General features: G+C 47.3%; 15 protein-coding genes, 3 pseudogenes and 1 riboswitch. Of the genes and pseudogenes, 16 read left to right on the top strand and 2 right to left on the bottom strand.

The genetic code is table 11. The annotated features are described in order from the left end of the window. Positions 1-23: 23 nt before the first annotated feature. Positions 24-1,861, bottom strand: a pseudogene (typA, locus tag DXA20_RS08590) (translational GTPase TypA). Positions 1,862-2,223: 362 nt separating this feature from the next. Between typA and DXA20_RS08585 the strand changes: the two are divergent. From DXA20_RS08585 to tsf, 16 genes and pseudogenes are all read left to right on the top strand, one after another. Next, positions 2,224-2,865 carry a single-stranded DNA-binding protein gene (locus DXA20_RS08585; RefSeq protein WP_118560105.1) on the top strand — a complete coding sequence of 214 codons (642 nt, stop codon included), beginning with the start codon at positions 2,224-2,226 and terminating at the stop codon, positions 2,863-2,865. A gap of 135 nt (positions 2,866-3,000) precedes the next feature. After that, positions 3,001-3,501 carry a cob(I)yrinic acid a,c-diamide adenosyltransferase gene (locus tag DXA20_RS08580; RefSeq protein ID WP_022305437.1) on the top strand — a complete coding sequence of 167 codons (501 nt, stop codon included), beginning with the start codon at positions 3,001-3,003 and terminating at the stop codon, positions 3,499-3,501. A 28-nt stretch (positions 3,502-3,529) separates the two neighbouring features. Then, positions 3,530-4,285 carry a 4-hydroxy-tetrahydrodipicolinate reductase gene (gene dapB / locus DXA20_RS08575; protein WP_118560103.1) on the top strand — a complete coding sequence of 252 codons (756 nt, stop codon included), beginning with the start codon at positions 3,530-3,532 and terminating at the stop codon, positions 4,283-4,285. Positions 4,286-4,306: 21 nt separating this feature from the next. Further along, a complete protein-coding gene (locus DXA20_RS08570; protein WP_118560101.1) occupies positions 4,307-4,867 on the top strand; it encodes a CvpA family protein in 561 nt (186 codons plus the stop codon). An 84-nt stretch (positions 4,868-4,951) separates the two neighbouring features. After that, positions 4,952-5,626, top strand: a complete 675-nt coding sequence (locus tag DXA20_RS08565; RefSeq protein WP_022305440.1) for an epoxyqueuosine reductase QueH — start codon at positions 4,952-4,954, stop codon at positions 5,624-5,626. A gap of 6 nt (positions 5,627-5,632) precedes the next feature. Further along, positions 5,633-6,727, top strand: coding sequence for a bifunctional diaminohydroxyphosphoribosylaminopyrimidine deaminase/5-amino-6-(5-phosphoribosylamino)uracil reductase RibD (gene ribD / locus DXA20_RS08560; protein WP_118560099.1), 1,095 nt, complete (start codon positions 5,633-5,635; stop codon positions 6,725-6,727). A 29-nt stretch (positions 6,728-6,756) separates the two neighbouring features. Continuing rightward, a riboswitch (FMN riboswitch) is annotated at positions 6,757-6,904 on the top strand. A gap of 59 nt (positions 6,905-6,963) precedes the next feature. Continuing rightward, positions 6,964-7,619: pseudogene (locus DXA20_RS08555) on the top strand (riboflavin synthase). Between the two features lie 23 nt (positions 7,620-7,642). After that, the gene (locus DXA20_RS08550; RefSeq protein ID WP_022305443.1) at positions 7,643-8,845 is read left to right on the top strand and encodes a bifunctional 3,4-dihydroxy-2-butanone-4-phosphate synthase/GTP cyclohydrolase II; all 1,203 of its coding nucleotides are present in this window, start codon (positions 7,643-7,645) and stop codon (positions 8,843-8,845) included. Positions 8,846-8,951: 106 nt separating this feature from the next. Further along, positions 8,952-9,413 carry a 6,7-dimethyl-8-ribityllumazine synthase gene (gene ribH / locus DXA20_RS08545; RefSeq protein ID WP_118560193.1) on the top strand — a complete coding sequence of 154 codons (462 nt, stop codon included), beginning with the start codon at positions 8,952-8,954 and terminating at the stop codon, positions 9,411-9,413. Between the two features lie 10 nt (positions 9,414-9,423). Beyond that, positions 9,424-9,918 carry a YqeG family HAD IIIA-type phosphatase gene (locus DXA20_RS08540; protein WP_022305445.1) on the top strand — a complete coding sequence of 165 codons (495 nt, stop codon included), beginning with the start codon at positions 9,424-9,426 and terminating at the stop codon, positions 9,916-9,918. A gap of 25 nt (positions 9,919-9,943) precedes the next feature. Further along, entirely contained in the window at positions 9,944-10,741 is a 798-nt protein-coding gene (locus DXA20_RS08535) for a hypothetical protein (RefSeq protein WP_022305446.1), read from the top strand. Between the two features lie 224 nt (positions 10,742-10,965). Next, positions 10,966-11,145 carry a hypothetical protein gene (locus DXA20_RS08530; protein WP_147403726.1) on the top strand — a complete coding sequence of 60 codons (180 nt, stop codon included), beginning with the start codon at positions 10,966-10,968 and terminating at the stop codon, positions 11,143-11,145. Next, positions 11,142-11,651 carry a cell wall hydrolase gene (locus tag DXA20_RS08525; protein WP_147403725.1) on the top strand — a complete coding sequence of 170 codons (510 nt, stop codon included), beginning with the start codon at positions 11,142-11,144 and terminating at the stop codon, positions 11,649-11,651. The genes DXA20_RS08530 and DXA20_RS08525 overlap by 4 nt, the downstream gene beginning before the upstream one ends. Positions 11,652-11,812: 161 nt before the next feature. Next, positions 11,813-13,300: a threonine synthase gene (gene thrC / locus DXA20_RS08520; protein ID WP_118560093.1), complete on the top strand. Its 1,488-nt coding sequence runs from the start codon at positions 11,813-11,815 to the stop codon at positions 13,298-13,300. 270 nt (positions 13,301-13,570) lie between these two features. Continuing rightward, a complete protein-coding gene (rpsB, locus tag DXA20_RS08515; RefSeq protein ID WP_118560091.1) occupies positions 13,571-14,293 on the top strand; it encodes a 30S ribosomal protein S2 in 723 nt (240 codons plus the stop codon). A gap of 51 nt (positions 14,294-14,344) precedes the next feature. Continuing rightward, positions 14,345-15,273 (top strand): annotated as a pseudogene (tsf, locus tag DXA20_RS08510) (translation elongation factor Ts). A 167-nt stretch (positions 15,274-15,440) separates the two neighbouring features. Here the strand turns inward: tsf and DXA20_RS16495 are convergent. Further along, positions 15,441-15,666: hypothetical protein (locus DXA20_RS16495; protein WP_207664221.1), on the bottom strand; the 226-nt coding region annotated here is incomplete at its 5' end.

The following is a 15,666-nucleotide window of genomic DNA, read 5'->3' as shown; positions in this document are numbered from 1 at the left end:
GCAGTACCGAAAAGGTATGCGTCTTAGTTATTCTGTGCGTTCTTTTTGCTGCGGAAGCGGAGAGTGGAATCCAGAATCTTCTTACGGATACGCAGACTTTTTGGTGTGATCTCCAAAAGCTCGTCTGTGTCGATGAACTCCAGTGCCTCTTCGAGACTTAACTTCTTCGGCGGAACCAGCTTTAATGCGTCATCTGCGGAGGAAGAACGTGTATTGGTAAGATGTTTTGTCTTGCAGACATTTAACTCAATATCCTCTGCCTTACCGTTCTGACCGATGACCATTCCGCTGTATACCTTTTCGCCGGGTCCTACAAACAGTGTTCCGCGGTCCTGTGCATTAAACAGTCCGTATGCAACGGTCTCGCCGGTTTCAAAGGCGATCAGGGAACCCTGTTTTCTATAATTCATATCGCCCTTATATGGACCATACTCCTCGAATGTCGTGTTGATGATACCATTTCCCTTGGTGTCTGTCATGAACTCACCACGATAACCGATCAGACCACGGGATGGGATCAGGAACTCGAGACGGGTATATCCGCCGCCGATGGAACCCATGCCCTGCAGCTCGCCCTTACGGTTGCTGAGCTTCTCGATAACGCTGCCGGAGAATTCATCCGGTACATCGATAAAGGCACGCTCCATTGGCTCGAGCTTCTTGCCGCGTTCGTCCGTATGATAGAGAACCTCTGCCTTGCTGACTGCGAACTCATAGCCCTCACGGCGCATATTCTCGATCAGAACGGAAAGGTGAAGTTCACCGCGTCCGGATACCTTGAAGCTGTCCATGTTGTCGGTTTCCTCGACACGGAGGCTGACATCGGAGTTAAGCTCGCTGAACAGACGGTCACGTAAGTGGCGGGAGGTGACGAATTTACCCTCCTGGCCGGCAAGCGGACTGTCGTTGACCATGAAATGCATGGCGATCGTCGGTTCGGAGATCTTCTGGAATGGGATGGCAACCGGATTTTCCGGTGAGCAGATAGTATCACCGATGTGGATGTCTGTAATACCGGAGATTGCAACGATCGATCCGATTGTTGCTTCCTGTACCTCAACCTTCTGGAGACCGTCAAACTCATAAAGCTTTGTGATGCGGACTCTCTGGGACTTGGAATCATCGTGATGGTTGACGATAACAACATCCTGATTTACACGGACGGAACCGTTATCGATCTTGCCGATTCCGATACGTCCGACATATTCATTGTAATCAATTGTGCTGATCAGCACCTGTGTGCCGGCATCCGGATCGCCCTCCGGAGCAGGAATATAATCGAGGATCGTATCAAACAGAGGAACCATGTCCTTGCCCGGCTCGTCTGCACTGTAGGAAGCGATACCTTCCTTTGCGGATGCATAAATAAACGGGCAGTCGAGCTGCTCCTCGTTGGCATCCAGATCAATGAAAAGCTCCAAGACTTCATCGACAACCTCCTCCGGACGCGCCTCCGGACGGTCGATCTTGTTGATGCAGACGATAACAGGAAGCTCCAGTTCCAATGCCTTTTTCAGTACGAACTTCGTCTGAGGCATTGCTCCCTCGAGGCATCAACAACAAGAACAACACCGTTTACCATTTTAAGGACACGTTCTACCTCGCCACCGAAATCGGCGTGGCCCGGTGTGTCGATAATATTGATCTTTGTATCTTTATAAGTGATAGCGGTATTCTTGGATAAGATCGTAATACCGCGTTCCCGCTCGATATCGCCGGAATCCATGACACGCTCAGCGACCTCCTGATTGGAACGAAATACACCGCTCTGCTTCAAGAGCTCGTCCACCAGAGTTGTTTTGCCGTGGTCTACGTGTGCAATAATTGCAATATTTCTGACGTCTTCACGTTTCTGCATCATAATTATTCAAGTCCTTTCTCATATAAGGCGATATTCATCGCGTTTCTACAATTTACAAAATAAATCACCAATACACTAGTATACCGATTATTGTGTCAATATACAAGTAAGAAAAAGTAACAAAAATGAACCTGTGGAATGGGAAAGATATGATGACATTGTCAAGAAAAAACGGTTTTTTTGGGGCGAAGGAGATCGGATGACTTGATCTTATCGTGGGAAGCGTCGTGATTTGTCGCAAAAATCAGTGTTTAAAACAGGAAATTTGTGGCATAATGATTATAGCACGAAAATATAGATGTATTAACTAAGTTACTGCGAACACAGCCGGGAGACTGTGAAAGGAAAAGGGAGGAAAAAATATGTTGGATAAAGTCTTTACAAATAACCAGGTCACCATTGCGGGAAAAGTGGTCAGCGAATTTGCGTACAGCCACACGGTATACGGTGAGGATTTCTATACGGTGGATATTGAGGTCAGCCGTCTGAGTAATTCGAACGATATCATACCGGTTATGGTGTCGGAGCGGATTCTGGATGTTCATGAGGATTACCGTGGATATGTTCTGCATGCGAACGGACAGTTCCGTTCCTACAACCGTCATGAGGAGACGAGAAACCGTCTTGTTCTCTCTGTATTTGCCAGAGAGGTTGCGGTTATGGAGCCGGAGGAGGATGAACAGGATCCAAACCATATCTTTCTGGACGGGTATGTCTGCAAGAAGCCGGTATACCGCAAAACCCCGCTTGGCAGGGAGATTGCCGATGTGCTGCTGGCAGTGAACCGCCCGTATGGCAAGTCGGATTATATTCCGTGTATCTGCTGGGGAAGGAATGCCCGTTATGCCGATCAGTTTGAGGTTGGTACGCATGTGCAGATCTGGGGCAGGATCCAGAGCAGAGAGTATCAGAAAAAGATTGGTGAGGACGAATATGAGAAGCGGACCGCCTATGAGGTTTCCGTCAGCAAGCTGGAATACCGGTCTGACGATGAGGAAATCTAAAAGAGTGGATTTTTCATTATAAATATGATAGAATGACTGGAGTTAAAGAGGAAGTTCTTTATCTCCGGTCATTTTTTTCAGAGGAGTATTTCACGGAATGACCGGACATTATACAGGAAAGTACAGAGGTGAATTATGGACAGGCGTATTGTTCAGGTTTTTTACGGACCGGGAAAGGGAAAGACCTCGGCAGCCGTGGGTCAGTGTATCCGGGCGGCAAGTCTTGGTCAGTCCGTGATCATTATCCAGTTTCTGAAGGGAAATGATGCGGAGGAATTTAACTTTTTGGAGAAGCTGGAGCCGGATATCAAGTTGTTCCGCTTCGAGAAAGAGAGGGAGTCATTTTCTGAGCTTCTGGCATCCCAGAAGAAGGAGGAGAAGCAGAATATCATCAATGGTGTCAATTTTGCCCGTAAGGTGATCGACACCGGCGGCTGTGATGTTCTGGTGCTTGATGAGATCCTTGGATTGATCGATCTGGAGATCATTACGGTGGATGACATTATTCACCTGATCGAGCTGCGGGATGATTATACCAGACTGGTGCTTACCGGACAGAATCTGCCGCCACAGCTGGCAGAATATGCAGATGTAATTTCCAAAATAGAACTGGAGAAGGATGACATGATCAATTGATGATCACAGACAGAATAAGGAGGATAAAATGACAGATATTATTATGGTAGGCTGTAACGGCCGTATGGGACAGATGATCACAGGACTGGTAAATGAGGATGCGGATTGCAGGATCGTGGCAGGCATCGATATTGTGGACAACAGAGACAATGATTATCCGGTGTTTACGGATATTGATACATGTGATATCAAGGCAGATGTCATCATTGATTTTTCTTCTGCAAACGGATTTGAGAAGCGCATGGATTATGCAGCAAAGACAGGAACACCGATCGTGCAGTGCTCGACCGGTATGAGCGAGGAGCAGCTTGCATATCTGCGTGAGACCAGTGAGAAGGTAGCAGTGCTTAAGTCTGCCAATATGTCACTCGGCATCAATCTTTTGATGAAGCTTTTGCAGGAGGCAGCACAGAAGCTTTGTGCGGAGGGCTTTGATGTGGAGATTGTTGAACAGCATCACAATAAGAAGTTAGATGCCCCGTCCGGTACAGCACTTGCATTGGCAGATTCCATCAATGAAGCGATGGACAATCAGTTTGAATATGTCTATGACCGTTCAGGGGTCAGAAAGCAGAGAGATAAGAAGGAGCTTGGTATTTCTGCGGTTCGTGGCGGGACGATTGTTGGCGACCATGAGGTGATCTTTGCCGGAACAGACGAGGTCATCACCTTCAAGCATACCGCATATTCGCGTGCGGTCTTTGCAAAGGGATCCATCGCAGCAGCTAAGTTTCTGAAGGGTAAGGGAGCCGGTCTGTATGATATGGCGGATGTGCTTCTGTAATCAGAATAAAGAGGGAATCATATGAGTATTACATCATATACAGACATTGTGATCGCCATTTGTATTCTGGTGTCTGTTCTAGTGGGATATCATAGAGGTTTTTTGGTGACCATTGCCCGGATCGTGGCAATGGTTGCTTCATATATTGGAGCAATTCTTGCGGCAGAGATGCTCAAAAAGACGCTGGCGCAGACTCTGTTTGTCCCTATGATCCGGCAGGGACTCGGGAACGGTGCATTTGCGGATCTGGCGCAGGAAGCACTTTTACAGACGGCGGAGGGCATTGCGTACTCGGTAGTGTTTTTTGTGGTATTTGCGCTGCTTCAGTTTGTTTTGCTGCGTGCGATCCACGTCCTGAAGCTTGTGGATCATATTCCGGTGCTCGGTACGATGAATAAGTTAGCCGGGGGTGTGCTTGGATTTTTCTGGGTATTCATTCTCTGTATCCTGCTTGGCAGAGTGTTTTTTACATATGTGCCGGATTCGCTGCGCAGCCAGTGGGGCTTTACCGGCAAGGCGGTGCAGCAGACTGTATTATTAAATGCTTTTGTGCCGGACGAGGCCGGTAAAGATAAGCCATAAGCAGATGATTGCAGGCTGGTATTTCATCGGAAAGGGCGGATATATGATTCGCCAGATTGATGATCAGAAAGAACGGGATATGCTATGAATAAGATAAATTATCAGAAAGAGCTGGATAAGGTGATTGAAATGCTGCAGCGGGAGGACAGGGTTCCGAAGCTGTTAATGCACAGCTGCTGTGCTCCGTGCAGCAGCTATTGCCTGTCTTATCTGGCGCAGTATTTTCATATTACGGTTTATTACTATAATCCGAATATCACAGAGAGCGCGGAATATCAAAAGCGGGTGGCAGAGCAGCAGAGACTGTTAAAAGAGCTTCCTGTTCGTTATCCGGTCTCTTTTGTGGAGGGAGAGTATGAACCGGAGGTGTTTCTTTCCATGGCGAAGGGTATGGAGGAGCTTCCGGAGGGCGGCGAGCGTTGCTTTGCCTGCTATGAGCTCAGACAGAGAAAGGCGGCACAGTATGCGGTCAGTCATGGGTTTGACTATTTTACCACGACGCTGTCGGTAAGCCCGCACAAGAATGCGGCGAAACTTAATGAGATTGGTCTTTTGCTGGCGCAAGAATATGGCATACCGTATCTGGTGTCCGATTTCAAGAAGAAGGGCGGTTATCTTAAATCAATTGAACTATCCGGAATATATGACCTCTACCGGCAGGACTACTGTGGCTGTGCATACAGCAAAGCGGCAAGAGAACGCGAAAAGCAGCAGAAGGAACAAGGAATTACACAGCATCAGATTAAGGAAACGGAGTGACAGGTTATGGACAAGAAATACATGAGAAGAGCCATTGAACTGGCTGCAAAGGGAGAGGGGCATGTGAACCCCAATCCATTGGTTGGAGCGGTGATCGTAAAGGATGGACGGATCCTTGCGGAGGGCTATCATGCACGATATGGAGATCTTCATGCGGAGCGGAGTGCATTTGCCAATCTGAAGGAGGATGCCACCGGAGCGGAAATGTATGTGACGCTGGAGCCGTGCTGTCATTTTGGAAAGCAGCCGCCGTGTACGCAGGCGATCATCGAGCATAAGACCAGCAAAGTATATGTTGGCTCCGATGATCCCAATGCACTTGTCGCAGGCAAAGGAATCCGGCAGCTTGAGGATGCCGGTATTGAGGTGCAGACGCATGTGCTCAAGAAAGAGTGTGATGCGCTCAATACGGTGTTTTTCCATTATATTACGACGGAAACGCCATATGTGGTGATGAAGTATGCGATGACGATGGACGGTAAGATCGCCTGCCATACCGGTGAGAGCAAGTGGGTGACCGGCGAGGAGGCAAGAGCGCATGTTCAGCGGATGCGCAACAAATATACGGGGATCATGGTCGGCGTGCAGACAGTGCTTGCGGATGATCCGCTTTTGACCTGTCGCATTCCGGGAGGGCGCAATCCGATCCGTATTATCTGCGACAGCAGCTTAAGAACACCTCTTGACAGCCGGATCGTGCAGACAGCAGGTGAGGTAAGGACGATTCTTGCCACGGTATCCGAGGATGCAGATAAGATCCGGAACTATGAGGCACATCAGGTGGAGGTTCTTGTCACCGCACAGAAGGATGGCAGAGTAGATCTTAGAGATCTGATGAAAAAGCTTGGAGAACAAAAGATTGACAGTATTCTTCTGGAAGGTGGCGGCATGCTCAACTACAGTGCACTTTCCGATGGGATCGTTCAGCATGTGCAGGCTTTTATTGCACCGAAGTTGTTTGGCGGTGATGCCGGTTTTACACCGGTTCGCGGAATCGGCGTGGATGCACCGGATCAGGCATGGAGGCTGACAGACCAAAAGATTACCTCCTTTGGGGAGGATCTTTTGATCGAGGCGGATATTTGCTCTTGCAAAGGATAGAAGGCTGTGCTATGATATAGGACGAATGAAATAAACTTCGGGGCAGCGTGTAATTCGCGACCGACGGTATTTGTGCATGGGATGTTTTCCTGTGACACATCAGCCGTGAGTCACAGTGTGACAGGATTTGGTGAGATTCCAAGGCCGACAGTATAGTCTGGATGTGAGAAGTGCAGGTCAGTGATTTTTTGATGTCCCCGTTTTTGGGGACATTTTTATTTTGTAAGGAGAATGAGATGTTTACTGGTATTATTGAAGAGGTAGGCACGGTAGACCGCATTGCCATCGGCGCGGAATCAGCAGTGCTTACGATCTCTGCAGACAAGGTGCTGGAGGGGACGAAGCTTGGTGACAGCATTGCGGTCAACGGTGTGTGCCTGACGGTGACATCTCTGCAGGGAGACAGATTTCAGGCAGATGTTATGGCGGAGACTCTGCGGAGAAGTTCTCTGGGGGCGCTTGGCCGTGGCAGCAGGGTTAATCTGGAACGGGCGATGGCAGCAGGCGGACGCTTTGGCGGTCATATCGTAGCCGGCCATATTGATGGGACGGGAACCATTCTTTCCACAAGGAAGGAGGCAATGCCGTCTGGGTTGAGGTCGGAGCAAGTGCGAAGATCCTGCGTTATATTATCGAGAAGGGATCCATTGCAATCGATGGGATCAGCCTGACGGTGGCACTTCTGACCGATTACAGCTTTTCGGTATCGGTGATTCCGCATACCGGTGAGGAGACGACACTTCTTCACAAGAAAAAGGGAGATGTGGTCAATCTGGAAAATGATCTGGTCGGTAAGTATGTGGAACGTCTTATCACGTTTCCGGAGCCGGAGGAAGCAGAGAAGAACCGACAGGGAATCACGCTTGAGATGTTGACGAAGTATGGATTTTAAAGAGATAGAGAGGTTGGTATATCATGGAGACAAAATTTAACACAATTGAAGAAATTCTGGAGGATCTGCGTCAGGGAAAGATTGTTATGATGATGGATGATGAAGACAGGGAGAATGAAGGAGATGTGATCTGCGCGGCAGAGCATGCCACGCTGGAGAACGTCAATTTCATGGCGACCTATGCCAGAGGACTGATCTGTATGCCAATGTCACAGGAGTATACAGATAAGCTTCATCTGCCACAGATGTGCAGTGAAAATACAGACAATCACTGTACTGCATTTACCGTATCCATCGACCATAAGGACACAACGACAGGCATTTCGGCAGAGGAGAGAGCCCTGACAGCGCGCATGGTTGTCGATGATCAGGTACAGCCATGGGATTTTCGTCGGCCGGGACATATGTTTCCGCTTCTTGCCAAAAAGGGCGGGGTGCTCGAGCGTAACGGTCATACGGAGGCAACTGTGGATCTTTGTCGTCTGGCAGGTTTGAAGCCGGTAGGACTTTGCTGCGAGATCATGAAGGAGGATGGTACGATGGCAAGAAAGCCGGACCTTCTTCAGTTTGCAGAGGATCACAATCTTAAATGCGGCAGAATTGCTGATCTGGTTCAGTACCGTAAGGAACATGAAGTGCTTGTGGAATGCGTGGCAAAGGCAAAAATGCCGACAAGATACGGTCAGTTTACGATCTACGGTTATGTCAATAAATTAAATGGAGAGCATCATGTGGCACTTGTGATGGGAGATATCACAGATGGCAAGCCGGTGCTTTGCCGTGTACATTCAGAGTGTCTGACCGGTGATGCTCTCGGCTCGGCTCGTTGTGACTGCGGACAGCAGTATGATGCTGCCATGAAGATGATCGCCAAGGAAGGCAGGGGCGTGCTTCTTTACATGCGTCAGGAGGGACGTGGCATTGGTCTGATCAATAAGATCCGTGCATATGAGCTGCAGGATCATGGTCGTGATACCGTAGAGGCGAATCTGGAACTGGGGTTTCCTGAGGATGCCAGAGATTATACGATAGGCACGCAAATCTTAGTAGATCTTGGGATTCATCAGCTTCGTCTGATGACCAACAATCCGGCAAAAGTGTATGGTCTGGCAGGCTATGATCTGGAGATTGTTGAGAGAGTGCCGATTGAGATGGAGCCGGGCAAGTATGACAGCTTCTATCTGAAGACCAAGAAAGAGAAGATGGGTCATATTCTGAAGCTGTAATTACAATGCGGCAGGAGTGAGTCAGACTGTTATCCTATTATAAGGATAAGTAAATAATGTATGAAAATGAGCCGAAAAAGGCTTATATAGAATGGAGGATCATAAAATGAAAGTATTAGAAGGAAAAGTAGTAGCAGATGGTGCCAAGATCGGTATCGTAGCAGCACGTTTTAACGAATTTATCGTGTCAAAGCTCATTGCCGGAGCAAGAGACGGTCTGGTACGTCACAATGTAGAGGATGATGATATTACACTGGCATGGGTTCCGGGAGCATTCGAGATCCCTGTGATGGCAAAGAAGATGGCAGAGTCCGGTAAGTATGATGCTGTGATCTGTCTTGGTGCAGTGATCCGTGGTGCGACAAGCCATTACGATTATGTATGCGCAGAGGTATCCAAGGGCATTGCAAGTGTATCCTTAGAAACCGGTGTTCCTGTTATGTTTGGTGTTGTTACGACTGACAATATTGAGCAGGCAATTGAGCGTGCCGGTACAAAGGCGGGCAACAAGGGTTATGATTGTGCACTTGGTGCGATTGAAATGATCAATTTGGCAAAGCAGATGTAAGGAGGCTTTCATGTTTCAGCAGTTTTATCCGAGGGAGGATTATCCGTCGGCCTATGAGATTCCGTTTGAACTGTATTATCAGAAGGGATATCGAGGGATCCTGTTTGATATCGACAATACGCTGGTAGAGCATGACCAGCCGGCGACCGCACGGGCTGTCCGTCTGTTTGAGCATCTGCGTGAGCTGGGGTTTGAGACCTGTGTGATCTCCAACAATAAGGATTATCGTGTGAAACCATTTGCGGATGCTGTCAGAACACAATATGTATATAAGGCGGATAAACCATCTCCGAAGGGATATCAGGAGGGGATGCGCCGCATGAACACGACGCCGGAGACGACATTGTTTGTCGGAGACCAGTTGTTTACGGATGTCTGGGGTGCTAATCGTGCCGGTATTTATTCCATCCTTGTGAAACAGATTGCGAAGCATGAGGAGATTCAGATCGTTCTGAAACGAAAGCTCGAAAAGATTGTTCTGCGGGAGTACCGCAGCCGGAAATAGATAACAGAGAGGAGGCTTGTCTGTCATGAAACTTCTTCCAGGTGTTTTTCAGGCACAGAAAAAGAACGGAGAGATTTATTTCCGGTCTTCGGTGACGTTTCGTGGCAGACATATCAGTCTCGGCAGTTATTCATCCCAGGAGGAAGCGCACAGTGCTTACTGCACGGCGAGCCGTCTTTTAAAGTCGGAGACCTCCTTCCTGCCGGATGATTATCAATCTTGTGAACTTCCCTTTTCTAAGTGGGTTGTTCTGACCAATTTCATAAATAATCGTCTATATATCAAAACACCGATCTATCTGCAGTCGAATTATTTTGAGTATTATCTGAATGAGGAGGATGTACTTCTTTTCGATGTGGATGATCTTTTCTATTATTCCCATCATTCGATCATGCGCCGCGGAGGTCACCTTTTTGTGGCGGATTATGGCATGCAGGTCAATATTGCGTCCCGTTACGGCATCAAAAATTTCGCCGTGATGAACAAAGATTACCGTTTTGTCAATGGAAATGACCATGACTACCGCTATGCGAATATTGAAATCTTAAATTCCTATCATGGTGTCAGCCGGGAGGCAGAGGTCTATCCGCCTGTTTATGTGACAAAGATCCATGTGAACGGGGATCGTATTGTCGGCAGATATGCAACCGATACCGAAGCGGCAGTGGCATACAATAAGGCAGCCGAAATGCTGCAGGCAGCAGGGATACCGATCCGTTACACCTCCAATTATATCCCGGAGCTGTCCACACAGGAATACCGCAAATTGTACGACCACATTATGTTCGAGACGCGTTTCCTGAAATTTATAGCTTCCCTGTAAAATAAAATATCCGGTCACACTTTTGTCGAAGAATGCCGGAATTTTTTTAGAAAAAACTGGAAATACATGTATAAAATTCATCAAATGTTACAAAAATATAAACTAATACGAATAAAAGAGAAAGAATGAAAATATAATTTGTAATGTTTTTGTAACAATGTAAAAAATGGCTCATAAGATAATGCAACAGATCATGAGCTGGGAAAGGTTTGGTGAAGAATACCATGAGGAAAACGAAAGTTGTACGGGGTGTGGCGATATTCGCGATCAGCACGGGGCTGTCATTGTGGAATATGGAGTCACAGGAGGTAGTAGCGCTGGCACCGGTCAGTATTGAGAGCAGCCTGAAATCCCGTGTGCAGCTGTGGCAGGAAAGTCTTCCGGCAGCGGATGCTGCTCAGTGACTTGTAAAATAGAGAAGTTGGATCATGTGCGCAAGATCCGGGTTCGTCAATATGAACAGGAATTAAAACGGATCCGCGAGGAAAACGCGCGAAGGAAAAGAATGTTGGAGATACGCAAATACTGTGGTGTCAACATCACTGACAGTGACCGTGTGATCCTTGAAAAGATCGTACAGGCAGAGGCGGGAAATCAAGACCATCAGGGAAAGCTTCTGGTGGCAAATGTGATCTTAAACCGTGTGAAAAACGAAAAGTTCCCGTCAACGATCCGCGAGGTTGTGTTTGCACCAAGACAGTTTTCACCGATCGCAGACGGAAGCTATGCAAAGGCGTGTGCCTCGCAGGATACCAAAAAGGCAGTCGACGAGGCACTGCACGGTGTTGATGGCTCACAGGGGGCGTTATATTTCATGGACCGCCGTTATGCGGACGGCGGAAATGTAAGCTGGTTTGACCGAAGTCTCACAAGACTGTTTCAGCATCAGGGTCACGAATTTTATAAGTAAATATTTTGGGACTGCTCCTGAAATGTCAGATGCAAAGCGCGGGATTTTATACCTGCGCTTTGAGTTATGTCTTGAAATAAGGGCATTGATATGGTAAAATGCCCGCGAGGGAAATAATATTTCTGAATTTGATATTTGCACAGGAGAACAGGAGGAAAGACATGGAACCAATGTATAGAAGTACCAGAAGTGAAGGAAAGGCAGTAACTGCTTCCCAGGCAATTTTAAAAGGACTTGCAGAGGATGGAGGACTTTTCGTTCCTACAAGCATTCCGGCTCTGGACAAGTCATTTGCGGAGATCGCAGGACTGAATTATCAGGAGACGGCATACGAGGTTATGAAGAAGTTCTTTACGGATTTTACGGAGGAAGAGCTGAAAAACTGCATCGCAAAGGCCTACGATGATAAATTTGACACCAAGGAGATCGCTCCTCTGGTGGAGAAGGATGGTACATACTATCTGGAGCTGTTCCATGGCGCAACCATCGCTTTCAAGGATATGGCATTATCTATTCTGCCACATCTTCTTACTACATCTGCGAAGAAGAACCACATTACAAACGAGATCGTGATTCTGACAGCAACCTCCGGTGACACCGGAAAGGCTGCTCTTGCCGGTTTTGCAGATGTTGAGGGCACAAGCATTATCGTATTTTATCCAAAGAACGGTGTCAGCCGTATTCAGGAGCGCCAGATGGTGACTCAGAAGGGGAAGAACACAAAGGTTGTCGGTATTACCGGTAACTTTGATGATGCGCAGAGCGGTGTTAAGGCGATGTTTAACAATAAAGAACTCGCAAAGGTAATGGCGGATAAGGGATATCAGTTCTCATCTGCTAACTCCATCAATATCGGTCGTCTGGTGCCGCAGGTTGTTTATTATGTATATTCCTATACAAGACTTCTTGGTCAGGGCGTAGTCAAAGAGGGCGAAGCAGTCAACTTCGTTGTACCGACCGGTAACTTTGGAAATATCCTTGCCGCATATTATGCAAAGAACATGGGTGTTCCGGTTGGCAAGCTGATCTGCGCATCCAATGAAAATAAAGTCCTGTTTGATTTCTTTGAGACAGGCGTTTATGACAGAAACCGTGATTTCATTCTGACAACGTCTCCATCTATGGATATCCTGATCTCTTCCAATCTGGAGAGACTGATCTTTAAGATTGCCGGAGAGGATGCCGCCGCAACAGCAGCTATGATGGATGCCCTTTCCTCTACCGGAAAGTATTCGCTGACAGATGATATGAAGGCACAGCTCAGGGATTTCGTCGGAGGCTGGGCAAGCGAGGAAGAGTGCGCCGCAGAGATCAAGCGTGTTTATGAGAAGACCGGTTATGTGATGGATACCCATACGGCAGTTGCTTCCGCAGTATATCATGCATATAAGGAAAAGACCAGCGACAGTGCCAAGACGATCATCGCATCAACAGCAAGTCCTTATAAGTTCGGTACCAGCGTTATGGGAGCCATTGATGACAAGTACAAGGGTATGGATGACTTTGATCTGATCGATGAGTTAGAGAAGGTATCCGGTACAAAGGTGCCAAAGGCGGTGGAGGAAATCCGCAGTGCTCCGGTACTTCACGATACCGTATGTGAGACTGAGGATATGCAGAAGACGGTTGAACAGATCCTGGGACTGTAATATTATAAGAAGATAATTTGCAATGCAGACAGGCAGCTACCTGTCTGCATTTTTTGCGCAAAGAAAAATACAAAAAATATTGTTACCCCCTTGTCAACAGGAAAGTTTTATGATAATCTAATCAAGTGCGTTCGCGACAGGTCTGTCCATTGCGCACAGAAACAAGTAAACACATATGCGGATCACGCATTGGTGCCGTGCTCACGGTCATGCGCCGGAGTCGATCCGGGAAGCATATGGAAGAACAATAACCAATTGGAGGTAAACAAAATGAGCGTTATTTCAATGAAACAGTTACTGGAAGCAGGTGTTCACTTCGGACATCAGACAAGAAGATGGAACCCTAAAATGGCTGAGTACATTTACACAGAGCGTAATGGTATCTACATCATCGATCTGCAGAAGTCTGTAGGCATGGTTGATACTGCTTACAATGCGGTAAAGGATATCGTTGCAAACGGTGGTAACATCCTTTTCGTAGGTACAAAGAAGCAGGCTCAGGACTCTATCAAGACAGAGGCAGAGCGTTGCGGTATGTACTATGTAAACGAGAGATGGCTCGGTGGTATGCTCACCAATTTCAAGACAATCCAGACTCGTATTAAGAGACTCAAAGAGATCGAGGCGATGGCAGAGGATGGTACATTTGATGTACTGCCTAAGAAGGAAGTTATCGGTCTGAAGAAGGAGTGGGAGAAGCTTGAGAAGAACCTTGGCGGAATCAAGGAAATGAAGAAGATTCCGGATGCTATCTTCGTTGTAGATCCTAAGAAGGAGAGAATCTGCATTCAGGAAGCACATACATTAGGTATTCCACTGATCGGTATCGCTGATACAAACTGTGATCCGGAAGAGCTGGATTATGTTATCCCGGGTAACGATGATGCGATCAGAGCCGTTAAGCTTATCGTTTCTACAATGGCTGATGCCGTTATCGAGGCAAACCAGGGCGAGTCAATGAGCGAGGATGCTCCGGCAGAGGACGCAGAATAATAAATCAACAGATCCGGGGGATTCCCGGCGGATCAGAATGGAGGAATCACAATGGCAATTACAGCTTCACAGGTAAAAGAGCTTAGAGAGATGACTGGTGCAGGTATGATGGACTGTAAAAAGGCATTAACTGCAACAGAGGGAGATATGGACCAGGCAGTAGAGTGGTTAAGAGAGAATGGTCTTGCAAAGGCAGCTAAGAAGTCCGGACGTATTGCAGCAGAGGGTATCGTTGCTGTCGATGTCGATGAGGATGGCAAGGTTGCTTCTATCGTAGAGGTAAACAGTGAGACTGATTTCGTGGCAAAGAACGAGAAGTTCCAGGCATATGTTGCTGAGGTTGCTGCTCAGGCAAAGAACTCCAGCGCTGCAAGCATGGAAGAGTTCATGGCTGAGAAGTGGGCAGCAGAGGATGCCGGAAGCGTTGAGGAGAAACTCAAGCTATGATCGCCGTGATCGGTGAGAATATGAACATCCGTCGTTTCGAGAAGGTTACAACAGACGGTCTTGTTGTTCCTTACATCCATGGTGGTGGAAAGATCGGTGTTCTCGTAGTAGCTGATACAGATTCTGACAGTGATGCAGTTAAGGAGTGCCTGAAGAACGTAGCAATGCAGGTTGCGGCTCTTCGTCCACAGTATGTTTCTACAGACGATGTAGATGCTGATTACAAGGAGCATGAGAAGTCAATCCTTCTTGCTCAGGCTAAGAACGATCCTAAGAATGCAAACAAGCCGGATGAGATCATTGAGAAGATGATCACAGGTCGTCTGAACAAGGAGCTCAAGGAAGTTTGTCTTCTGGAGCAGGAGTACTTCAAGGGCGAGAACAAAGAGTCTGTTGGCAAGTATGTAGAGTCTGTTGCAAAGGCAGAGGGTTGCAAGCTTGTTGTTGAGAAGTTCATCCGTTTCGAGACCGGTGAAGGTATCGAGAAGAAGGAAGAGGATTTCGCAGCAGAGGTTGCTGCTCAGATGCAGTAAGAGCAGTTCTCATTGAATTTAAACGATAATTTTATCTTATAAATTTACAAAAACCCTGAATCTCCCTATGAATATAGGGCGGTTCAGGGTTTTTGTGCTGATGAGGGATGTTTTATATAAACTTAATGACTCAAACTTCGCACATAAAATATATCACTGCGCCCATACTATTTCTTATGTCCGAAGCCTAATTTGGTTTTTTGCCTTGATTTTTTGAACAACCGTGAGCTGGTGGTATTAAAATTGGCGCAGATCAGTAGGATTTCTGAAAAGTCTTTGCTTTGCAATGCTTTGATAAATACGCATCCGTACGACTGAGCTCCGTAGGTGAGCTCAGCTATTTCGGACGGCACGCTCCCGCTACCACTGCACCACGCAGCGGTACATAACGCC

The sequence above is a fragment of the Roseburia sp. AM59-24XD genome (assembly GCF_003478445.1).
Classification (GTDB): domain Bacteria; phylum Bacillota; class Clostridia; order Lachnospirales; family Lachnospiraceae; genus Jutongia.
Note: the sequence above shows the minus strand (reverse complement) of the source record. Positions and strands in the feature narration are given on the sequence as shown.